The organism is Pseudoalteromonas sp. 10-33 (assembly GCF_001469195.1).
Lineage (GTDB): Bacteria > Pseudomonadota > Gammaproteobacteria > Enterobacterales > Alteromonadaceae > Pseudoalteromonas.
On sequence record NZ_LOFI01000001.1, the window covers coordinates 273,752 to 293,507 of the forward strand.

General features: G+C 42.0%; 18 protein-coding genes. 15 read left to right on the plus strand and 3 right to left on the minus strand.

What is annotated here, in order from left to right; translation table 11 throughout:
* The 15 genes from rsmH (at nt 1) to lpxC (ending at nt 17,252) form a co-directional block, all read left to right on the plus strand.
* On the plus strand, nt 1-939 hold the full coding sequence (gene rsmH / locus ATS76_RS01275; RefSeq protein WP_058403223.1) for a 16S rRNA (cytosine(1402)-N(4))-methyltransferase RsmH: 939 nt from the start codon (nt 1-3) through the stop codon (nt 937-939).
* The gene (gene ftsL / locus ATS76_RS01280; RefSeq protein ID WP_058550716.1) at nt 936-1,265 is read left to right on the plus strand and encodes a cell division protein FtsL; all 330 of its coding nucleotides are present in this window, start codon (nt 936-938) and stop codon (nt 1,263-1,265) included. Before rsmH ends, ftsL begins: the two co-directional genes overlap by 4 nt.
* A complete protein-coding gene (locus tag ATS76_RS01285; protein ID WP_058403221.1) occupies nt 1,262-3,079 on the plus strand; it encodes a penicillin-binding transpeptidase domain-containing protein in 1,818 nt (605 codons plus the stop codon). The genes ftsL and ATS76_RS01285 overlap by 4 nt, the downstream gene beginning before the upstream one ends.
* A complete protein-coding gene (murE, locus tag ATS76_RS01290) occupies nt 3,072-4,550 on the plus strand; it encodes a UDP-N-acetylmuramoyl-L-alanyl-D-glutamate--2,6-diaminopimelate ligase (RefSeq protein WP_058551046.1) in 1,479 nt (492 codons plus the stop codon). Before ATS76_RS01285 ends, murE begins: the two co-directional genes overlap by 8 nt.
* Complete coding sequence (locus ATS76_RS01295) at nt 4,547-5,929, plus strand: UDP-N-acetylmuramoyl-tripeptide--D-alanyl-D-alanine ligase (RefSeq protein ID WP_058550717.1); 1,383 nt, start codon at nt 4,547-4,549, stop codon at nt 5,927-5,929. Before murE ends, ATS76_RS01295 begins: the two co-directional genes overlap by 4 nt.
* Nucleotides 5,929-7,011, plus strand: a complete 1,083-nt coding sequence (gene mraY / locus ATS76_RS01300; RefSeq protein WP_058403219.1) for a phospho-N-acetylmuramoyl-pentapeptide-transferase — start codon at nt 5,929-5,931, stop codon at nt 7,009-7,011. Before ATS76_RS01295 ends, mraY begins: the two co-directional genes overlap by 1 nt.
* Nucleotides 7,012-8,346: a UDP-N-acetylmuramoyl-L-alanine--D-glutamate ligase gene (murD, locus tag ATS76_RS01305; protein WP_058550718.1), complete on the plus strand. Its 1,335-nt coding sequence runs from the start codon at nt 7,012-7,014 to the stop codon at nt 8,344-8,346.
* Nucleotides 8,343-9,518 (plus strand): cell division protein FtsW, encoded by a 1,176-nt coding sequence (gene ftsW / locus ATS76_RS01310; protein WP_058550719.1) that lies wholly within the window; start codon nt 8,343-8,345, stop codon nt 9,516-9,518. The genes murD and ftsW overlap by 4 nt, the downstream gene beginning before the upstream one ends.
* Nucleotides 9,515-10,591, plus strand: a complete 1,077-nt coding sequence (murG, locus tag ATS76_RS01315; RefSeq protein WP_058550720.1) for an undecaprenyldiphospho-muramoylpentapeptide beta-N-acetylglucosaminyltransferase — start codon at nt 9,515-9,517, stop codon at nt 10,589-10,591. The genes ftsW and murG overlap by 4 nt, the downstream gene beginning before the upstream one ends.
* Nucleotides 10,592-12,043, plus strand: coding sequence for a UDP-N-acetylmuramate--L-alanine ligase (gene murC, locus ATS76_RS01320; RefSeq protein WP_058550721.1), 1,452 nt, complete (start codon nt 10,592-10,594; stop codon nt 12,041-12,043).
* Nucleotides 12,040-12,960, plus strand: a complete 921-nt coding sequence (locus ATS76_RS01325) for a D-alanine--D-alanine ligase (RefSeq protein WP_058550722.1) — start codon at nt 12,040-12,042, stop codon at nt 12,958-12,960. The genes murC and ATS76_RS01325 overlap by 4 nt, the downstream gene beginning before the upstream one ends.
* A gap of 1 nt (nt 12,961) precedes the next feature.
* A complete protein-coding gene (locus ATS76_RS01330; protein WP_058550723.1) occupies nt 12,962-13,741 on the plus strand; it encodes a cell division protein FtsQ/DivIB in 780 nt (259 codons plus the stop codon).
* The gene (ftsA, locus tag ATS76_RS01335; RefSeq protein WP_010555687.1) at nt 13,738-14,970 is read left to right on the plus strand and encodes a cell division protein FtsA; all 1,233 of its coding nucleotides are present in this window, start codon (nt 13,738-13,740) and stop codon (nt 14,968-14,970) included. Before ATS76_RS01330 ends, ftsA begins: the two co-directional genes overlap by 4 nt.
* 21 nt (nt 14,971-14,991) lie before the next feature.
* On the plus strand, nt 14,992-16,236 hold the full coding sequence (gene ftsZ / locus ATS76_RS01340) for a cell division protein FtsZ (RefSeq protein ID WP_058403212.1): 1,245 nt from the start codon (nt 14,992-14,994) through the stop codon (nt 16,234-16,236).
* A 104-nt stretch (nt 16,237-16,340) separates the two neighbouring features.
* Nucleotides 16,341-17,252 carry a UDP-3-O-acyl-N-acetylglucosamine deacetylase gene (lpxC, locus tag ATS76_RS01345; RefSeq protein ID WP_008126813.1) on the plus strand — a complete coding sequence of 304 codons (912 nt, stop codon included), beginning with the start codon at nt 16,341-16,343 and terminating at the stop codon, nt 17,250-17,252.
* 264 nt (nt 17,253-17,516) lie between these two features.
* Here lpxC and yjjG read toward each other — a convergent pair whose 3' ends face one another.
* The 3 genes from yjjG to ATS76_RS01360 form a co-directional block, all read right to left on the minus strand.
* Nucleotides 17,517-18,191, minus strand: a complete 675-nt coding sequence (yjjG, locus tag ATS76_RS01350) for a pyrimidine 5'-nucleotidase (protein WP_058550724.1) — start codon at nt 18,189-18,191, stop codon at nt 17,517-17,519.
* Between the two features lie 15 nt (nt 18,192-18,206).
* Complete coding sequence (gene yjjX / locus ATS76_RS01355; protein ID WP_058550725.1) at nt 18,207-18,746, minus strand: inosine/xanthosine triphosphatase; 540 nt, start codon at nt 18,744-18,746, stop codon at nt 18,207-18,209.
* A 75-nt stretch (nt 18,747-18,821) separates the two neighbouring features.
* Nucleotides 18,822-19,721: a phosphoribulokinase gene (locus ATS76_RS01360; protein WP_058403209.1), complete on the minus strand. Its 900-nt coding sequence runs from the start codon at nt 19,719-19,721 to the stop codon at nt 18,822-18,824.
* Nucleotides 19,722-19,756: the final 35 nt, after the last annotated feature.

A 19,756-nucleotide genomic window follows, 5' to 3' on the forward strand; every position in this document is an offset into this window, starting at 1 on the left:
ATGACAGCGCAATTTGAACACGTATCCGTTTTGATGGACGAAACCATTGATGCCCTAGCAATTAAGCCAGACGGCATTTACATGGATGGCACATTTGGACGAGGCGGTCATTCAGGTCAAATACTTGCACGTTTAGGCGACGCAGGACGCTTACAAGCGATAGACCAAGATCCACAAGCTATAAAGTCGGCTGAAAAATTTGCTGATGATGGCCGTTTTGCTATTGCACACACTCGATTTTCAAAACTATACGATGTAGCAGAGCAAAACGATCTTATTGGTAAAGTGGATGGCATTTTATTAGATATTGGCGTGTCATCTCCACAGCTTGATGACGCTGAGCGTGGTTTTAGCTTTATGAAAGATGGCCCACTTGATATGCGTATGGATCCAACAAGTGGCCGAAGTGCTGCTCAGTGGTTAGCAGAGGCTGAGTTAGACGATATTACCCACGTGATTAAAAAGTTGGGTGAAGAAAAGTTCGGTAAGCGTATTGCACATAAAATTTTAGAAACGAGAGAGCACACACCCATTACTACCACTAAGCAGCTTGCAGATTTAGTTGATGAAGCTGTACCGGTAAAAGATAAGTTTAAGCATCCTGCAACACGAACTTTTCAGGCTATTCGTATTTATATAAACAGTGAACTTGAAGAGATTCAAACCGCATTACAGTCTGCCGTTAAAGTGCTTAAACCAGGTGGTCGCTTAGTGGTTATTTCGTTTCACTCGCTAGAGGATCGCATAGTAAAACAATTTATTCGAAAACAGAGTAAGGGAGAAGCATTACCCAGAGGTCTGCCTTTAACCGACGCACAAATAAATCAAAACCTGACGTTAAAAGCAGTGGGTAAAGCTATTAAACCAAGTGTTGAAGAAGTTGCACGTAATCCGCGTTCGCGAAGCTCTGTACTTAGGATTGCTCAGAGGTTGGGATGAGTACAAAAGCAAATCATCGTCAACCTCCCAATTTATTTTTCGAAATAATTAAAGGCCTGGGTGCTAATAAGCTGACCTTGGCCTTGTTGGTTACGATATTTGTTTCTGGTTTTAGCGTAGTGCAAGTTACGCATTTAGCGCGTGGGCAATTAATTGAACAAGATATGTTACTGCAAGAGCGTGATGAGCTTGATTTAGAGTGGCGATACTTACTAGTTGAGGAGGAGTTTTACTCTCAGCATGCGCGTATCGAAGAAGTAGCAACCTCGCAACTAAAAATGAAAAGACCGACAAGTCAGGATGAACAGGTAATTATATTAAAATGAGAAATCGAGGCAAAAAACCAGTCAACAACTTAATTACATGGCGTTTTATGCTTGTGTGTTCGGTTGTACTTTTGGTGTTTGTAACACTCGTATCTCGTGCTGCTTATTTACAAGTAATTGAACCTGATAAAGCACGTTCAGAAAGTGATAAACGCACAGTACGTGTTGAAAAACTACACGTACAACGCGGAATGATTTTTGACCGCAATGGCAAAGAACTCGCGGTAAGTGTACCTGTTGTGAGTGTATATGCTGACCCTAAAGCGTTGCATAAATCGCTTGTATCTAAAGTTGTTAGACAAGCGCGTAAAAATGGCGAGGATAAACAAGCACTGTTAGATAATGCGGTAGAGCTAAACAAGCGCACCGCGCAGTATTACAAAAACGATTTACGTTGGCGCGAACTAGCTGATGTATTACGTATTGACCAGAAAAAAATTAACGCCCGCCTTTTGAATGATCCTAGTCGTCGCTTTGTTTATCTAAAGCGACAGGTAACCCCTGCAGTTGCTGATTATATTGGCAGCTTACGTCTTCCTGGTATTCATTTGTTGGATGAGTCTAAACGTTATTATCCGGCCGGCGAAGTAACTGCGCATATTATTGGTTTTACCAACATCGATGGTAAAGGAATTGAAGGCATTGAAAAGCTCTACGAAAACGCTTTAACCGGTGAAGAAGGTCGTCGCACAATTAGAAAAGACGCCCAAGGCCGTGAAGTACAAGTGCTAGATGAGCGTGAACGTGTAGAGCCCGAAAGTATTCAACTAAGTATCGATCAACGTATTCAGGCAATTGCTTATAAAGCCGTAAAGTCAGCGGTTTTATCTTATAAGGCTACATCGGGTTCAGCCATGGTGGTTGATGTTAAAACCGGTGAAGTACTAGCCATGGTTAATAGTCCATCTTTTAATCCAAATAACTTAACCGATGCAGCTCCACATAAACGCAGAAATCGCGCTATTACTGATTTGTTCGAACCGGGTTCAACCGTTAAGCCACTGGCCATTTTAGCTGGGCTAGACTACGGCGCAATTCAAGCCGATGAACAAATAGACACCTACCCAGGTTGGATGCGTTTAGGCGGAAGTTTAGTCCAAGATACGCGTAACCATGGTGAAATGTCACTGCGAGAAATACTAAAATATTCGTCAAATATGGGGGTGACTAAAGTCACTCAGCTGGTACCAAAAGACTACCTGGTAGGTTTATTCCAAAAGGTTGGGTTCGGATCTGATTCAGGCACCGGTATGGTTGGTGAAAGCAGTGGTTTATTTTACCCAAACCGTCGTTGGTCGGATCACGAAATTGCTGCATTGTCATTTGGTTACAATATTGCTGTTAGTACTGCGCAAATGGCTCGCTTTTATGCCATGTTAGGTGCCGGAGGGGTCAATAGGCCACTCACTGTATTAAAGCAAGATTCCGTCCCTGAAGGGGATCGTGTGTTTCAACAGCAAGATGTTGAAGCGGTAGTACACATGATGGAAAGCGTATTTGAAAGTGGCGGAACAGCACACAACGTTAAAGTTGATGGTTATCGTGCTGCAGGTAAAACGGGAACTTCTAAAAAAGCCGCAGTAGGTGGCTACGGTGATGAATATGTTGGTTATTTTGCGGGCGTGGCGCCAGCAAGTAATCCGCGTTTAGCTGTGGTAGTAATGATCAATGAACCTGGCGGTGATGTGTACTATGGAGGTGCCACTGCAGGCCCTGCATTTGCAGAAATCGTTTCTAACGCATTAAGAATATTAAACGTCGCACCCGACAAGGAAGAAGTTGCGTTCGTAAAAGGCAAAAAGAATGATGCGTGATTTAAAAACCATTTTAAAATATATCGAAATAGATGCACCCTCGCAGCTAGTTAATCATTTGCGATTGGATAGCCGAGACGTCAACCCAGGCGATGTATTTGTAGCAATAAAAGGCCATGAGCTAGATGGCGGGCAGTTTATAGCTAAAGCAATTGAAAATGGTGCTGTGGCAGTTATTGCCGATAGACTTTGCGAGTTTGAAGTTGAATTTGGCCCGCTTTACTTAGTGTCTGAGCTTGATAAAAAACTGGCTGAACTTGCAAGTCGATTTTACAACCAGCCTAGCCATAACCTTGATTTAATTGGAGTAACTGGTACAAACGGTAAATCGACCACCACGGCTATGATTGCTCATCTAGCGCAGTACTGTAATACGCAGTCAGCAATTATTGGTACGCTAGGTTTCGGTCATCCAGAGAATTTAACGCCGCTGATAAACACCACGCCTTCAGCAGTCGATTTACAACATATCTTAAGTGACTTACATCAAGCGGATAAAAAATTGGTGGCAATGGAAGTATCGTCGCATGGCCTCGTGCAGCATCGTGTTGAACGGTGTCTGTTTAAAGCCGCTGTGTTTACTAACCTTTCTCGCGATCACCTAGATTACCATGGCGATATGGCAAGTTATGGTGATGCAAAGCTCATGCTATTTCGCGATTTTGATCCACAGCTTGTCGTACTAAATCAAGACGACAACCAAGCAGAGCAGTGGCTTGAAAAATACGATTTTAATCATTTAATTTGCTACGGACGAAAAAATTTAGCACCTAAAAATGTACAGTATGTGTACTTTTCAGATGTTGATTATTCGGCTGAAGGTATTTCGGCGCAATTATCTACAAGCTGGGGTGATATTAAGGTAAAATCGCCGCTGTTTGGTGAATTTAATCTTTATAACCTAACGGCTGCTTTAGCAACGTTACTTGGTTTGGGCTATCCACTAAAACAGCTTATTGCAGGTTGCTTACAACTTCAGCCAGTGGCAGGAAGAATGCAGGCATTTAGTGCTGTGGGTAAACCAACCTGTGTAGTGGATTATGCGCATACGCCAGAAGCACTAGCTTTGGCACTACAAGCGTTGCAAAAACATGTACCTGGTGGTGTTAGCTGCGTGTTTGGTTGTGGTGGTGATAGAGATAAAGGCAAGCGAGCTTTGATGGCGCAAGCTGCTGAAAAAAATGCTAACAAAGTTATTATCACCAGTGATAATCCTCGCTCAGAAGAGCCTAATGCAATAATTGCTGATGTGTTGGCTGGTTTAGAGCATCCTCAAAAGGCCCATTCAGACGCCGATAGGGCACGTGCAATAAGCTATGCAATTAATAATGCGGCCTCGGATGAGGTGGTTTTAATTGCCGGTAAAGGCCATGAAAATTATCAAATTATAGGCAATGAACGTATCGACTTTTGCGATCGTCAATTTGTACAAGAACAACTAATAAAAACAGGTAGAGGGACTCAAACATGATCCCGATGGATTTTGATTGGTTAGCCAATGTGTTAACAACTGATTATCAAGGTGATAATCAGCAAGTGCTTAACATAAACACAGATACTCGCACAGTATGTGAAGGTGACATGTTTTTAGCACTGAAAGGGCCAAATTTTGATGGTCACAAATTTATAACTGAGGCAAAACAAAAGGGCGCTATAGGCGTTATTGTCGATCATAAAGTCGATGTTGATATTGCCCAGTTTGTAGTGAAAGACACACGTATTGCACTAGGGGTTATTGGCACCGCTGTTATGGCCCAAGTGGCACCTAAAACAATTGCTATTACCGGCAGTGTAGGTAAAACCACCGTAAAAGAAATGTGCGCGGCTATTTTATCTGTACATGGCGACGTGCTGGCAACAAAAGGTAATTTTAATAACGATATTGGCGTACCTCTAACGTTATTGCGTTTAGAGCCGCAGCACCGTTTTGCTGTAATAGAGCTTGGTGCAAACCATTTAGGTGAAATTGCATATACAACGGCAATGACAAAGCCAGACGTAGCGGTAGTGTGCAACGTAGCACCAGCACATTTAGAAGGTTTTGGTAGCTTGATGGGGGTGGCCAAAGCAAAAGGCGAAATTTTTGATGGCTTAAAAGAAGATGGCGTAGCCATAATTAATTGCGATAGTGAGTTTAGTCAATATTGGCTAGATAAGCTTGAAGGACGAAATATAAAGCGTTTTTCAACGTCTGAAAAACTTGATATTTGGGCTGAAGATATAAGCTTGGATGCCAATGCTCGTGCTAGTTTTACCTTGTGCACAAAACAAAAAAAAGTACCTATTACTCTTGCACTACCGGGCAAACACAATATAGGTAATGCGCTGATTGCTGCTGCGCTGACAAGCGAGCTTGATGTAACTTTAGAAGATATTGCCAGCGCTTTGGCGACAATGGGCGATGTAAAAGGACGTGTTAACTTAATAGAAGTGTCTGACCTGCTCACCGTGGTTGATGATACCTACAATGCTAATGTTAAATCAGTTAAGGCGGCAATTGACTTATTGAGTGATATGCAAGGTCACCGTATTTTAGCGTTGGGTGATATGGGGGAGCTTGGCGAAGATGCACGTAAATACCATCAAGAAGTGGGTGAATATGCGTTTCAAAAAGGCATTGATGAGTTGTTTACTTTAGGTGTGTTGAGTAAGTGTGCCAGCGATGTGTTTGAGCTGCCTAATCGCCACTTTTCAAATCGCGATCAGATGCAACAACAAATTCAAGCCACAATTAATCACGTAAATAAAAAAACAACCATCGTCGTGAAGGGATCACGCAGTTCTCGCATGGAATTATTAGTAACCGATTTAGTAAATGGCCAGCAACAAGCCATCAATGGAGTATCATAATGTTAGTTTGGCTGGCTGAGTATTTAACACAGTATTATAGTGGTTTTAATGTTTTTTCGTATTTAACACTGCGCGCTATTTTGGGTATTTTAACTGCGTTGGTTATGTCGCTTTATTTGGGGCCAAAGTTAATTCGTGGTTTGCAAAAAATGCAAATAGGGCAAACCGTGCGTGACGATGGTCCGCAATCGCATTTATCTAAGTCGGGTACACCTACAATGGGTGGCTTACTTATTTTAGCGGCAATATTCACCAGTACATTATTATGGGCAGATCTCTCTAATAAGTATGTGTGGGCAACACTATTTGTAATTGGTTCTTTAGGTGTTGTGGGCTTTATTGATGACTACCGTAAAGTTATTCGTAAAGATCCCAAAGGACTAATAGCTAAATGGAAGTACTTTTGGCAGTCAGTAATTGCATTAGTGGTTGCTACTGCATTGTACTTTACAAGTACACACGCTGTTGAAACCTCATTAGTTGTTCCGTTTTTTAAAGATGTGTTGCCACAGTTAGGCTTGTTTTACATTGTTATTACTTATTTTGCATTGGTGGGAACATCAAATGCTGTAAACCTGACCGATGGCTTAGATGGTCTTGCCATTGTGCCTACTATTTTAGTGGCTGCGGCACTTGCCATAATTGCTTATTTAACAGGTAATATTAATTTTTCTGCTTATTTACATATTCCTCATTTGCCATTAGCCAGTGAGCTTGTGGTTGTATGTACTGCCATTGTTGGTGCTGGCCTTGGTTTCTTATGGTTTAACACCTACCCGGCGCAAGTATTTATGGGCGATGTAGGCTCATTAGCGTTAGGGGGAGCATTGGGTATTATTGCGGTGTTGGTCCGTCAAGAACTGCTACTTATTATTATGGGTGGGGTATTTGTAATGGAGGCGCTGTCGGTCATTTTACAAGTGGGCTCGTATAAGTTGCGCGGCCAACGAATTTTTAGAATGGCACCTATTCATCACCATTACGAATTAAAAGGTTGGCCTGAGCCACGCGTAATCGTCCGTTTTTGGATTATATCTATTGTGCTTGTTCTTGCTGGTCTTGCAACGTTAAAGATAAGATAAATGCAGTATTTAAACGAGATAAAAAACAAACAAATAACAGTGCTCGGACTCGGTGTAACCGGTCTGGGCATTGTGCGTTTTTTACTATCTCATGGTTTGTCACCAAAGGTTGTCGACAGCCGGGTAAACCCACCGGGGATTGAATGGCTAAGCAATCATGCGCCTAGTTTAAACACACATTTTGGTAATTTAGATACCGCAGATCTTAATTGCAGCGATATGATTATTATCAGTCCCGGGCTTAGCCTTAAAACTCCAGCTATTGCGAGTGCTATTAATTCGGGTGTTGAAGTAATAGGTGATGTTGAGCTATTTGCGCGCATTAATACTAAGCCTGTAGTGGCAGTTACTGGCTCAAATGGCAAATCAACAGTGGTCACACTAGCGTACGAAGTGTTAAAAACTGCTGGTTTTAATGTGGCACTAGGCGGAAATATTGGTACTGCAGTGCTTGATTTATTGAGTGATGACTTTGATATATATGTGCTTGAACTTTCGAGCTTTCAGTTAGATACCACAACAAGCTTAAAGTCGGTGAGTGCTACCGTATTAAATGTATCTGAAGATCATTTAGATCGTTACGACAGCTACCAAGCTTATATCGATTCAAAGCTGACCATTTACAACGGTTCCGAGTGCATTGTTGTAAATGAAGATGATAAACAAACACACCCCGTAAGTACTTACTCAGTGCCTAAGGTAAGTTTTGGCGTATCGCAAGGTGAATACCACTTAGCAGAGCACAATGGCAGTACTTACTTTGCAGCTAAAGATGACATGCTTTTACCTGTAAATTCGCTAGCTGTTATGGGGAAACACAATTATTTAAACACGCTTGCGGTTATGGCGTTACTGAGTCCTTTTAATATTAGTAATGAGGTGTATACAAAAGCACTTGGCCACTTTAATGGTTTAGCTCACCGCTGCCAGTTTGTTGCACAGTTAGGTGGCGTTAAATATTTTAACGATTCAAAGGCAACTAATGTAGGCGCTACTATTGCAGCCATAGACAGCCTATCAACAGGTACTGAAGATCTCATTGTTATAGCAGGTGGCGATGCTAAAGGCGCTGATTTAAACCCACTTAAGCCTTACTTAAAAAAACACGTAAAAGCGCTAATTTGCTTTGGTAAAGATGCAAAAGATTTAATGGCACTAACCAGTAAAAGTCACTTAACACAGAATATGAGTGAGGCGGTTACTTTAGCAAAGCAGCTTAGTTTGCCAGGTAATGTCGTTTTACTCGCCCCTGCGTGTGCCAGTATTGATATGTACAACAACTATATGCAACGTGGCGATGACTTTGTTGCGTGTGTTTTGGCAGAGCAAGTATGACTACCTTTGCGCAAATAAAAGAGGCGTTAATACCTAAGCCATCGGCGCAGCTTTACGATGTGCCTTTGCTTTATTCAATGCTAATGCTAATTGGCGTTGGCTTTATTATGGTGATGAGTGCGTCTATGCCAACGGCAGAACGCCTTTTTGATAACTCACATCATATTGCTATTCGTCACGGGATATTTTTGGCCGTTGCGTTTGTGCTTTTTTGGATTGCTGTATGTGTGCCAATGGACTGGTGGAAGCGATCCAATGCCTATTTACTGATATTGGGCATGGTATTGCTCATTGCCGTATTAATTATTGGTCGCGAGGTTAATGGTGCCAAACGATGGATCCCAATAGGGCCCATTGGTTTTCAAGTGGCAGAGGCTGCGAAGCTGTACTTTTTTAGTTACATAGCGGGTTACTTGGTTCGAAAGCGTGAAGAAGTACAAGAGAACATTAAAGGCTTTGCAAAGCCTATTGCAGTGTTTGCTGTGTATGCATTGCTTATTTTGTTGCAGCCTGATTTAGGCACCGTAGTGGTTATGTTTGTAACAACAGTTGGCTTATTGTTTTTAGCGGGCGCAAAACTATGGCAGTTTTTTGTCCTTATTTTAACCGGGATTGGCTTGGTTGTTTTGTTGATTATTGTTGAGCCTTATCGTATGGCGCGTGTTGTCGGTTTTTTAGATCCCTGGGACGATCCGTTCGGAAAAGGGTACCAGCTTGTTCAATCGTTAATGGCATATAGTCAAGGTGGTTGGTTTGGCCAAGGGTTAGGTAATAGTGTACAAAAGTTGCAATATTTACCTGAGGCACATAATGATTTTATTTTTGCTGTTATTGGCGAAGAGCTTGGTTTAGTTGGCGTGGTAAGCATTTTAATGGTGCTCGCCACTTTAGTATTTAGAGCATTATTAATTGGCCAGCAAGCCTTAAAATGCGGCAAAGAATACGAAGGCTATTTTGCTTTTGCAATTGGTATTTGGTTTGCGTTTCAAACCATGGTTAATGTAGGCGCTAGTGCGGGAATTTTACCGACTAAAGGCCTTACGTTACCGTTTATTTCTTATGGTGGTTCTAGTTTGATGATTATGACCATAGCAACTGGAATATTATTACGCGTTGATTTTGAAACTAAAATGGCAACTAAACAAGCGACCTCAGGTGGAGGTAAACGATGAGTAAAAAGTGTGTTGTAGTCGCTGGTGGTACTGGCGGGCATATATTTCCAGGTATTGCAGTTGCTGATTATTTAAAAGAGCAAGGCTGGCAGGTTACTTGGATTGGCACACCCGATAGAATGGAAGCAAGCGTTGTTCCTAAACACAATATAAATATTGATTTTATTAATGTAAAAGGTGTTCGCGGAAACGGATTAAAACGCCTCATTAAAGCACCATTCATGGTGATTAATGCAATATTGCAAGCGCGTAAAGTATTGAAACATCAATGTCCGGATGTCGTTTTAGCTATGGGAGGCTACGTCACTGGCCCAACAGGCATTGCTGCAAAAAGTTTGGGTATTCCGTTGGTTATTCATGAGCAGAATGCGGTTGCGGGTATGAGTAATAAATGGCTTTCACGATTTGCAAATCGTGTTTTGGCTGCTTTCCCAAGTGCATTTGACTCGGGTAAAGCCGAACTTGTTGGCAACCCGGTGCGTCAAAGTGTAATTGATATACCAACGCGTGATGTTTCAAGCCCTATCAATATGTTGGTTGTAGGGGGATCGTTAGGGGCTCAAGTGCTTAATCAAACGCTACCCGCTGCATTTAAAGCCCTTAATAAAACCAGTGAAATAAATGTATGGCACCAAACAGGTAAAGGGCATTTAAATGGTGTTGAGCAAGCATATAAAATACAAACCTTTTCAAGCGATAATGTAAAGGTTGCAGAATTTATTGATGATATGGATGCAGCGTATGCTTGGGCCGATATTGTTATTTGCCGAGCAGGTGCGTTAACAGTAAGTGAAATTGCAGCAGCGGGAAAAATGGCTGTATTTGTGCCGTTTCCTCATGCAGTTGACGACCATCAAACGGCTAATGCCCACTATTTGGTGAAGGCTGATGGGGCGTTAGTTATGCAACAAAGCGTGTTTAATGAGCAATCGATTGTTGAGCTATTAACCCCCTATTTAGTAAACCCGAGTCTAATTAATAAAATGGCTAATAATGCAAAAAAACAAGCCATTTTAGATGCCACAGCAAGCGTAGCCGCGCACTGTGAGCAAGTATCGAATAAGAGAGCGTAAGTGAAAGAAGCATTAGTACAAAACAAAAACATACGACCTGCAATGCGTCGAATAGAAACCATCCACTTTATTGGTATTGGTGGAGCGGGTATGGGCGGTATAGCAGAAGTGCTTGCTTTTGAAGGTTACCGTATTACAGGTTCAGATATTGCGCATAGTGCAATGACAGAACGCTTAATTAAAGCCGGTGCAGAAGTATTTATTGGTCACCACGAAAATAACGTAAAAGACGCCAATGTTGTTGTAGTTTCAAGTGCAATAGATGAAACAAACCCTGAAATAATTGCCGCAAAAGCCGCAAGAGTTCCCGTTGTGCGTCGTGCTGAAATGCTTGCGGAATTAATGCGTTTTCGCCATGGTATTGCCATTGCTGGTACCCATGGTAAAACCACAACGACCAGTTTAATTGCCAGTATTTATGCGCAAGCAGGGCTTGATCCTACTTTTATTATTGGTGGCTTATTGAACAGTGCGGGTAGTAACGCAAAGGTGGGCAAAAGCGATTTTTTAATAGCAGAAGCAGATGAAAGTGACGCGTCGTTTTTACATTTACAACCCATGGTATCGGTGATCACTAATATTGAAGAAGATCACATGGATACCTATGGCGGCAGCCTCGAAAAAATGAAAGACACCTATGTGGATTTCATACATAACTTACCTTTTTATGGACTGGCTGTTGTGTGTATAGATTCTGAGGTAGCTGCCGAACTTATTCCTCGCTTTGGTCGTCCTATTATTACGTATGGCGAGTCGCCTAGTGCTGATTATCGTATGAGTGATTTTAGTCAATCAGCGAACACCTGTACGTTTACAGTCACCAATAAACAAGGTGAGTGCTTAACCGCAACGCTTAATATGCCAGGTAAACATAATGCGCTTAATGCAACTGCGGCGATTGCAGTAGCAAAAGATCAAAATATTGCTAATCATGCAATTTTAGAAGCCTTGCAAAAGTTTGAAGGGATTGGTCGTCGTTTTCAGCATTATGGTGAATTTGAGAACGAGCGCGGTAATGTAATGCTTGTTGATGATTACGGTCATCACCCGTCGGAAGTAGCGGCTACCATAGCGGCTGTTCGTGAAGGGTGGCCTGATAAGCGTTTGGTAATGGTTTATCAACCACATAGATTTAGCCGTACTCGTGACTTATATGAAGACTTTGTAAAAGTACTCGCTGATGTTGATCAGCTTTTATTGCTAGATGTTTATGGTGCTGGTGAAGAACCGATTGTAGGAGCTGATAGTAAAAGTTTATGCCGAAGCCTTCGCCAACGCGGCAAAGAGCCATTGCACGTAGCGTCAAGTAAAGAGCTTGCAGGTGTATTAGCCGATAACCTACAAAATAATGACTTAGTGTTAACGCAAGGTGCGGGTAATATAGGTCAGTTAGTAAAAACGTTAGCGGCGACAGGTATGTCGGTAGAAAAATTAAAGCAAGGTGAAGTATGACCCAAGTAAATGCACAATTTGGTAAAGTAGCGGTACTGCTTGGTGGAAACTCTGCAGAGCGTGAAGTGTCATTAAAGTCGGGTCAGGCTGTTTTTAATGCATTACAAAATTGCGGTGTGGATACTATTGCGTTCGATCCTCAAAATCGATCGTTATGGGAATTAAAAGAATTAAATGTAGAGCGAGTTTTTATTGCGCTGCATGGCCGAGGTGGTGAAGATGGAACCGTCCAAGGTGCATTAGAGTTTATGAACTTACCTTATACAGGTAGTAATGTACTTGGCTCGGCTTTAGCAATGGATAAAATTCGTTGTAAGCATCTGTTTAAATCTGCAGGTTTAAGCACAGCACCTTATGCCGTTGTTGATGCTAAAAAGGGTTTTGATGCACACGCCATTATGGCTGAATTTAAAAAAGTGATGGTTAAGCCCTCTCATGAAGGGTCGAGCATTGGTATGGCGCAAGCAACTACTGCGCAAGAGCTTGAAGATGCATTAATAAATGCATTTAAGTTTGATAGCCAAGTGTTAGTAGAGCAGTGGGTAACCGGGCGCGAATTTACAGTGACTGTTTTAGGTGATGAAGTACAGCCCGTAATCGAAATGACGACACCGAATGGCTTTTACGATTACCAAGCAAAGTATCAATCAAATACAACACAGTATCATTGCCCAGCAAGTTTATCGGCGCACGACACACAGCTCTTACAGGCTATGTCGTTAGAAGCATTTGAGTTAGTCGGTGCAAGCGGATGGGGTCGCGTTGATGCAATGCAAGATGAGCAAGGCAATTTTTATTTATTAGAGGTCAATACCGTACCCGGAATGACAGAAAAATCATTAGTACCAATGGCAGCAAAAGCAAATGGGGTAACTTTTGAGCAATTAGTTGTTCGCATTTTGGAGCAAACGCTTTAATATGCATCCCTTTTTAGAAAAAGCTCATAAAATCAAACAGAACCTAAATTGGTCGCTGATTTTTGGCGTGAGTTTTTTTTTAGTGGTTGTTATTGGGTTAGTGCAAATTACAACGGGTGTATCTGATTGGTTAGTAAAAAACAAAGATGCGCAAATAAAGCACTTAACTGTGCAAGGGCACCCTAAATACACAGATGAAACCGCGATTATAACAGCAATAAAAAAAGCGGATCTTAGTAGTTTTTTTGAGCTTGATGTAAAGCACGTGCAAAAGCTTGTACAAGATTTACCTTGGGTAGCGACAGTGTCAGTGCGAAAACAATGGCCAGATACGATTCAGGTCTATGTTGTTGAACACGAGGCGGTGGCGCATTGGAATAGTGATTTATTAATTAATCACAATGGTGAGGCTTTTCAAGCGCGCAGTGACAAATTAAGTAAAGATTTACCTCAGCTATTTGGCCCAGAGGGCAGTGAACAAGAGGCATGGATTGCCTTTAAACAGTTTGACGAAATGCTTAAAGTAAACGCGTTAACGCTTAAAAGTTTAGCGTTATCAGAGCGTTTTTCTTGGCAGCTTTGGCTTGATAGCGGGGTGCGCTTAGATTTAGGGCGCAGAGATAAAGCCAAGCGTGTGCAGCGTTTTATAGACGTGTATCCACGCATGGAATATCCAGAAAAAGCACAGATAGATGCAGTAGATTTACGGTATGATACCGGCCTTGCAGTGAGCTTTAAGCCAGTGCAAGAAGAACAATTACAAAATAAGAGTAAGGCATGACTAAGTCAGCAGAAAGAAACCTCGTGATTGGATTAGACGTTGGTACCTCGAAAGTGGTAGCCACGGTAGGTGAAATCACCGCAGATAACAAGCTCAGCATTGTTGGTGTAGGCAGCCAAGTATCTCATGGTATGGATAAAGGCGGCGTTAACGATTTGAACTTAGTGTCTGAGTCTATTCGCCGTGCGATTGACGAAGCCGAATTAATGGCCGATTGTCGAATTAGCTCAGTGTACTTGGGGATTTCTGGTAAACATATTCAATGTCAGAACGAAAGCGGTGTTGTTGCTATAAACAACACTGAAGTGACAGATGAAGATATTGAAAATGTTATTCACATTGCACGCTCTGTGCCGATATCGGCTGAGCGTAAAATGCTGCATGCATTGCCGCAAGAGTACAGTATCGATATGCAAGAAGGGATTAAAAATCCTTTAGGTATGAGCGGTGTGCGTATGGAAGCACGTGCACACATTATTACCTGCTCCAACGACATGGCTAAAAACATAGAAAAATGTGTTGAACGTTGCGGCCTTGAGGTCGACCAACTGATATTTACAGCATTAGCTTCTTGTTATTCAGTTCTTACAGACGATGAAAAAGAATTAGGCGTAGCGGTACTTGATATTGGTGGTGGTACAATGGACATCACTATTTATATTAATGGTGCGCTGCGTCATTCAGCTGTCATCCCTGTAGCGGGTAATCAGGTAACGGGAGATATTGCAAAAATATTTCGTACACCTATATCGCATGCTGAGTCACTCAAAGTACAATATGCATGTGCAAGCAGCCAATTGGCAAGCAGCGAAGACACGATAGAAGTGCCAAGTGTAGGCGGACGACCAGCAAGGTTAATGTCGCGTCATACGCTGTCAGAGGTTGTAGAGCCTCGTTTTAGAGAATTATTTGAACTGGCGATGGAAGAAATTCGTCGTTCAGGTTTAGAAGACCAAATTGCGGCGGGTCTCGTTATAACAGGCGGAACTGCCAAAATGACTGGTGCAATGGAAGTGGCGGAAGACATTTTTCAAATGCCAGTAAGAATAGGTAAGCCGATCGGGATGGTTGGTTTAACAGACTATGTAGATGATCCTTCGTACGCAACCGCTGTTGGTTTGTTACAATACGGGCGTACTATGCAATCGATGAATGCACAAAAGTCGAAAGCAGAGGATAACAATAATTGGTGGAACCGCATTACTAAATGGTTTCAAGGCGAGTTTTAAGACTCAAGTCGGAGAGTGAACATGTTTGATATAATGGAACAACACAGCGAAGAAGCTGTAATAAAAGTAATAGGCGTGGGCGGTGGCGGCGGTAACGCTGTTGAGCACATGGTAAAACAGCAAATCGAAGGCGTGCGCTTCATTGCTGCAAATACAGATGCGCAAGCACTACGCAACTCAGCTGCCGATGTAACCGTTCAACTGGGCACACAAATAACCTCAGGTTTAGGTGCGGGCGCAAACCCTGAAGTGGGCCGTGAGTCAGCTGAAGAAGATGCAGAAACTATTCGCGCTAGCCTAGAAGGTGCCGACATGGTATTTATCGCAGCCGGTATGGGCGGCGGTACAGGTACAGGTGCTGCCCCAGTGGTTGCTAAAATTGCTAAAGAACTCGGTATTTTAACCGTTGCTGTAGTAACGCGTCCTTTTGACTTTGAAGGCAAGAAGCGCGCAGCTGCCGCAGAGCAAGGTATTAACGAACTATCAGAAATTGTAGATTCACTTATTACAATTCCTAACAATAAATTACTTAAAGTTTTAGGCAAAGGCACTACACTGCTAGATGCATTTGCCAAGGCAAACGACGTGCTATTTGGCGCAGTACAAGGTATTGCAGAGCTAATTACGCGTTCTGGTTTGATCAACGTGGATTTCGCCGACGTACGTACCGTAATGTCTGCCATGGGAACTGCAATGATGGGCACAGCGTCTGCATCGGGTCCTGATCGTGCGCAAGAAGCAGCAGAAGCTGCTATTTCAAGCCCACTTCTAGAAGATGTTGATTTAACGGGTGCTAAAGGTATCTTAGTTAACATTACTGCGGGTATGGATATTGCGATTGAGGAATTCGAAATTGTCGGTAACCACGTTAAAGCACTAGCCTCTGAAAACGCAACGGTTGTAGTGGGTGCGGTAATTGACCCTGAAATGACCGACGAGTTACGTGTAACGGTAGTTGCAACGGGATTAGGTGGCGATCGTCGTCCACAGTTTGGTATTGTTGATAACGGTTTTAAAAAGGCATCAGGTTCTGATGTTGCGAGCACGTCTAACCAAGCAAGCAGCATGTATGTGCCTAGCTTTGCAAGCCAAGACAGCACTGATGAAACTGCAGCTAAAGCGCAAACTGAAAGCGCAGAAAAAGCGAGTTCTAAAAGTTCAAGCAATGCAACAAGCTCGTCGTCGCAAGCGAGCAAAAAAGCAGATAAGTCAGAGGGTGGTGATTACTTTGACATCCCAGCTTTTTTACGTAAGCAAGCTGACTAACAAAAAAGCGTTACATTGCTGTTAAATTGAACGAATATTGTAAGGCGCGCGTATATATGATACTATCCGCCGTCTAACTGTAATAAATTTAAGTGAGCGAACCTATGATTAAACAGCGTACGATTGCAGAAGTAGTCAAAGCCATAGGAATTGGACTTCATAAAGGTGAGAAGGTCACAATAACTCTCCGACCTGCGAGCGCAAATACTGGGATTGTATTTCGTCGTGTCGACCTTGATCCGGTTGTTGAATTTGAAACAACACCTGAAGCCGTTGGTGATACGCAGTTGTGTACCTGTTTAATTAACAAAGATGGTGTTCGTTTATCGACTACTGAGCACCTTATTGCTGCAGTTGCAGCAATGGGCATAGACAATCTAATTGTTGAGTTAGATAGCTCAGAAGTGCCTATTATGGATGGTAGTGCATTACCATTTATTTATTTATTACAAAAAGGCGGCATTGAAGAACAAAATGCGGCTAAACGCTTTATTCGTATCAAAGAAAAAGTACGTATAGAAGAAGGCGACAAATGGGCCGAAGTAGAACCATACGACGGTTTTCACATCGACTTTGAAATTGCCTTTGACCACCCGGCTATTAACGAAAGTCGCCAGCGTGTTGGTTTAGACATAACCGCGCAGAGCTTTACAGAAGAAATTAGCCGTGCTCGTACGTTTGGTTTTATGAAAGACATTGAATACATGCATGCTAATAACCTTGCACTAGGTGGCAGCATGGACAGTGCAGTAGTGCTCGACGAGTTTAAAGTACTAAACCCAAATGGTTTACGCTACAGCGATGAGTTCGTTAAGCACAAGATACTAGACTGTGTAGGTGACATGTTTATGACAGGCCATAATATTTTAGGCAAGGTCACTGCGTTCAAGTCGGGCCACGACTTAAACAACAAGTTACTTCGTAAAGTTATGGCAACCGAGTCAGCATGGGAGTGGGCAACATTTGAAACGCCTGTAACGATGCCTGCACCCGGTCTTGAGTTAGCAACGGCTTAACATAGTATTTTTTAAGTACACGCTCAATCAGATATAAAAAATGACGCTTATTAGCGTCATTTTTTTTGCCATAAATTTATTTTTTTAAATAGTAATATCAATCGGCAATAATACTTGGTCATTTTTAGGGACTAAAAGTATCGCAATCGGCGTTAAAAATTATTTTTTAAAACTAAATAACGAATTTTTTGCCTAGCTATCAATGCGTTTATCTATCCTCAAAATAGATCATTTAGTTAAGAGGATGGGTATAAATATGAAAAATTAAATGTCTAATATGGCTTGTAACTGTTCTAATTTAGTTATTGTGTAAGTGGGGGATATTCCCTCTGGCAATTGTTCGCCAGGGTGTTGTAACCAACACGTATCAATGCCTACATTATTACCGCCGAGTATGTCGCTTGACGCGGTATCACCTACCATTAATATTTGGCTTTTATTTGGGTTACCCATTAGCTCAAAGGTATGTTCAAAAATAGCTTTGTTAGGTTTTGCTATACCTACAAGTTCAGATATAACCAACCACTCAAACATATCTTTCAAACCAGTATGCTCCAAACGAATTGTTTGTAGGCGGGCAAAGCCATTAGTAATAATGCCTAACCTAGCATGGGGTTTTAGTTTATTAAGTAACTCTATACCACCTGGTAATGGTTCACAAATTTGCGCCATTGCATCTAAAAATGCATCGTTCAACTCTTTAGCTGGCACATTCAATTTTGTTGACCATTCGTTAAAGCGGGTTACTTGTAAGTAATCAGCACTAATCGCACCATTTTGATAATCAACCCACAGTTGTTTGTTGGTTTTTTGATAGTGAATATAATCGTCTTGCGTAAAGTTAACGCCGTAGTTTTTAAACATACGGGTCATACCGGCTAAAATATCAAACCTAAATAAAGTTTCGTCTGCATCAAACAACACGTAGCTGTATTTCATTCAATTTCCTGTTTTTTATGTGCGATAAAGGTCGCTATGTAAAAAAGGTGCCATGGCCAAGGTAAGCGCTTGGGTATAGGTGCTTTCGCGTGTTGCATGGTTATTTGTAAGCAGGCCTATGGCGCCGCCTTTTTGTTTTATGTTAGTTGTATTAAATGCTTTATCCATTACATCGCCGAGCTCTTCGCCATTAAGCAGGGCTTTAAAAAGTATATTGGGTAATGGAAGGTTGCTACTACGTCCTACAACTTGCTCTGTGGCGTTATCAATAACAACATAGGCAAAGGTCGCTGCGCCATAACTAAATTGCTCTGCGCCGCCTTCCATTGCCACGTAGTAATCGGCTTGATGATGCTTTTTGCAATAGTTAACGCGGTTTTGCGCGCCAATGCGTGTTTCGTCTTCACCAATAGGTTGTTCAGGCACGTTTGAAGGGGCGTTAACACCTAGGCAATCAATGGTGTTATTTGGAAAGTACATAGTAAAAATGTGTTTTGCTGCATTTATTTTTACAGGGTTTTTAGACCCAACTATAACTTTTAACAAAGATGACATGCTGATCTCGTATTAAGTAAAATCAGCAGTGTACGTCAGTTCTGTTAAACAAAAAAGAGTACAAAAGCCATAATGCTAAATAGGTAAATCAAGCGGAGCGAGGTTTTCTAATGCACGCTTTTTCAAAATAATATCTTTAATAAGTGGCGTTAATACTAGCTCCATTGCAAGGCCCATTTTACCGCCAGGTACTACAAGCGTATTAATACGCGACATAAAGCTGCCTTCAATCATTCTTAAGTAATAGGGGAAATCAACATCTTCAATGCCTCTAAAGCGGATCACAACGAAGCTTTCATCAAGTGAAGGAATATCTTTTGCACTAAATGGGTTTGAGGTGTCTACGGTCGGGACGCGCTGAAAGTTAATATGGGTTCGTGAAAACTGAGGTGTAATATGATTTATGTAATCGTCCATACTACGCACAATTGACCCCATCACGGCTTCGCGAGAGTGGCCACGCTCTGAAGTATCGCGTATTAGCTTTTGTATCCACTCAAGGTTAATAATAGGCACCATGCCTATGAGTAAATCAACATGTTTGGCTACATCTACATCTTGGTCAACAACTCCGCCATGCAAGCCTTCGTAGAATAAAATGTCGGTATTATTATCAAGGTCTTGCCAGGGAGTAAATGTACCAGGCAGTTGGTTATAAGGGACCGCTTCATCAAAGGTGTGTAAATACCGGCGTAATTTTCCTTGGCCGGTTTCACCATAGTTACTAAATAACGATTCAAGCGCCCCAAAGTCGTTAGCTTCTCGGCCAAAGTAACTAATATGTTTACTTTCTTGTTGGGCTTCGCGTATTTTTTTGTCCATTTCGGGGCGTGTGTAACGATGAAAGCTATCACCTTCAATGAATGCTGCATGGATATTTAGGCTACGGAAAATATGCTTAATAGCATTAGTTGTGGTTGTAGTCCCCGCACCTGATGAACCAGTAATTGCAATGATAGGATTTTTAGCTGACATGTTAATTCTCTTTTTTAGGACCAAGCTACATAACC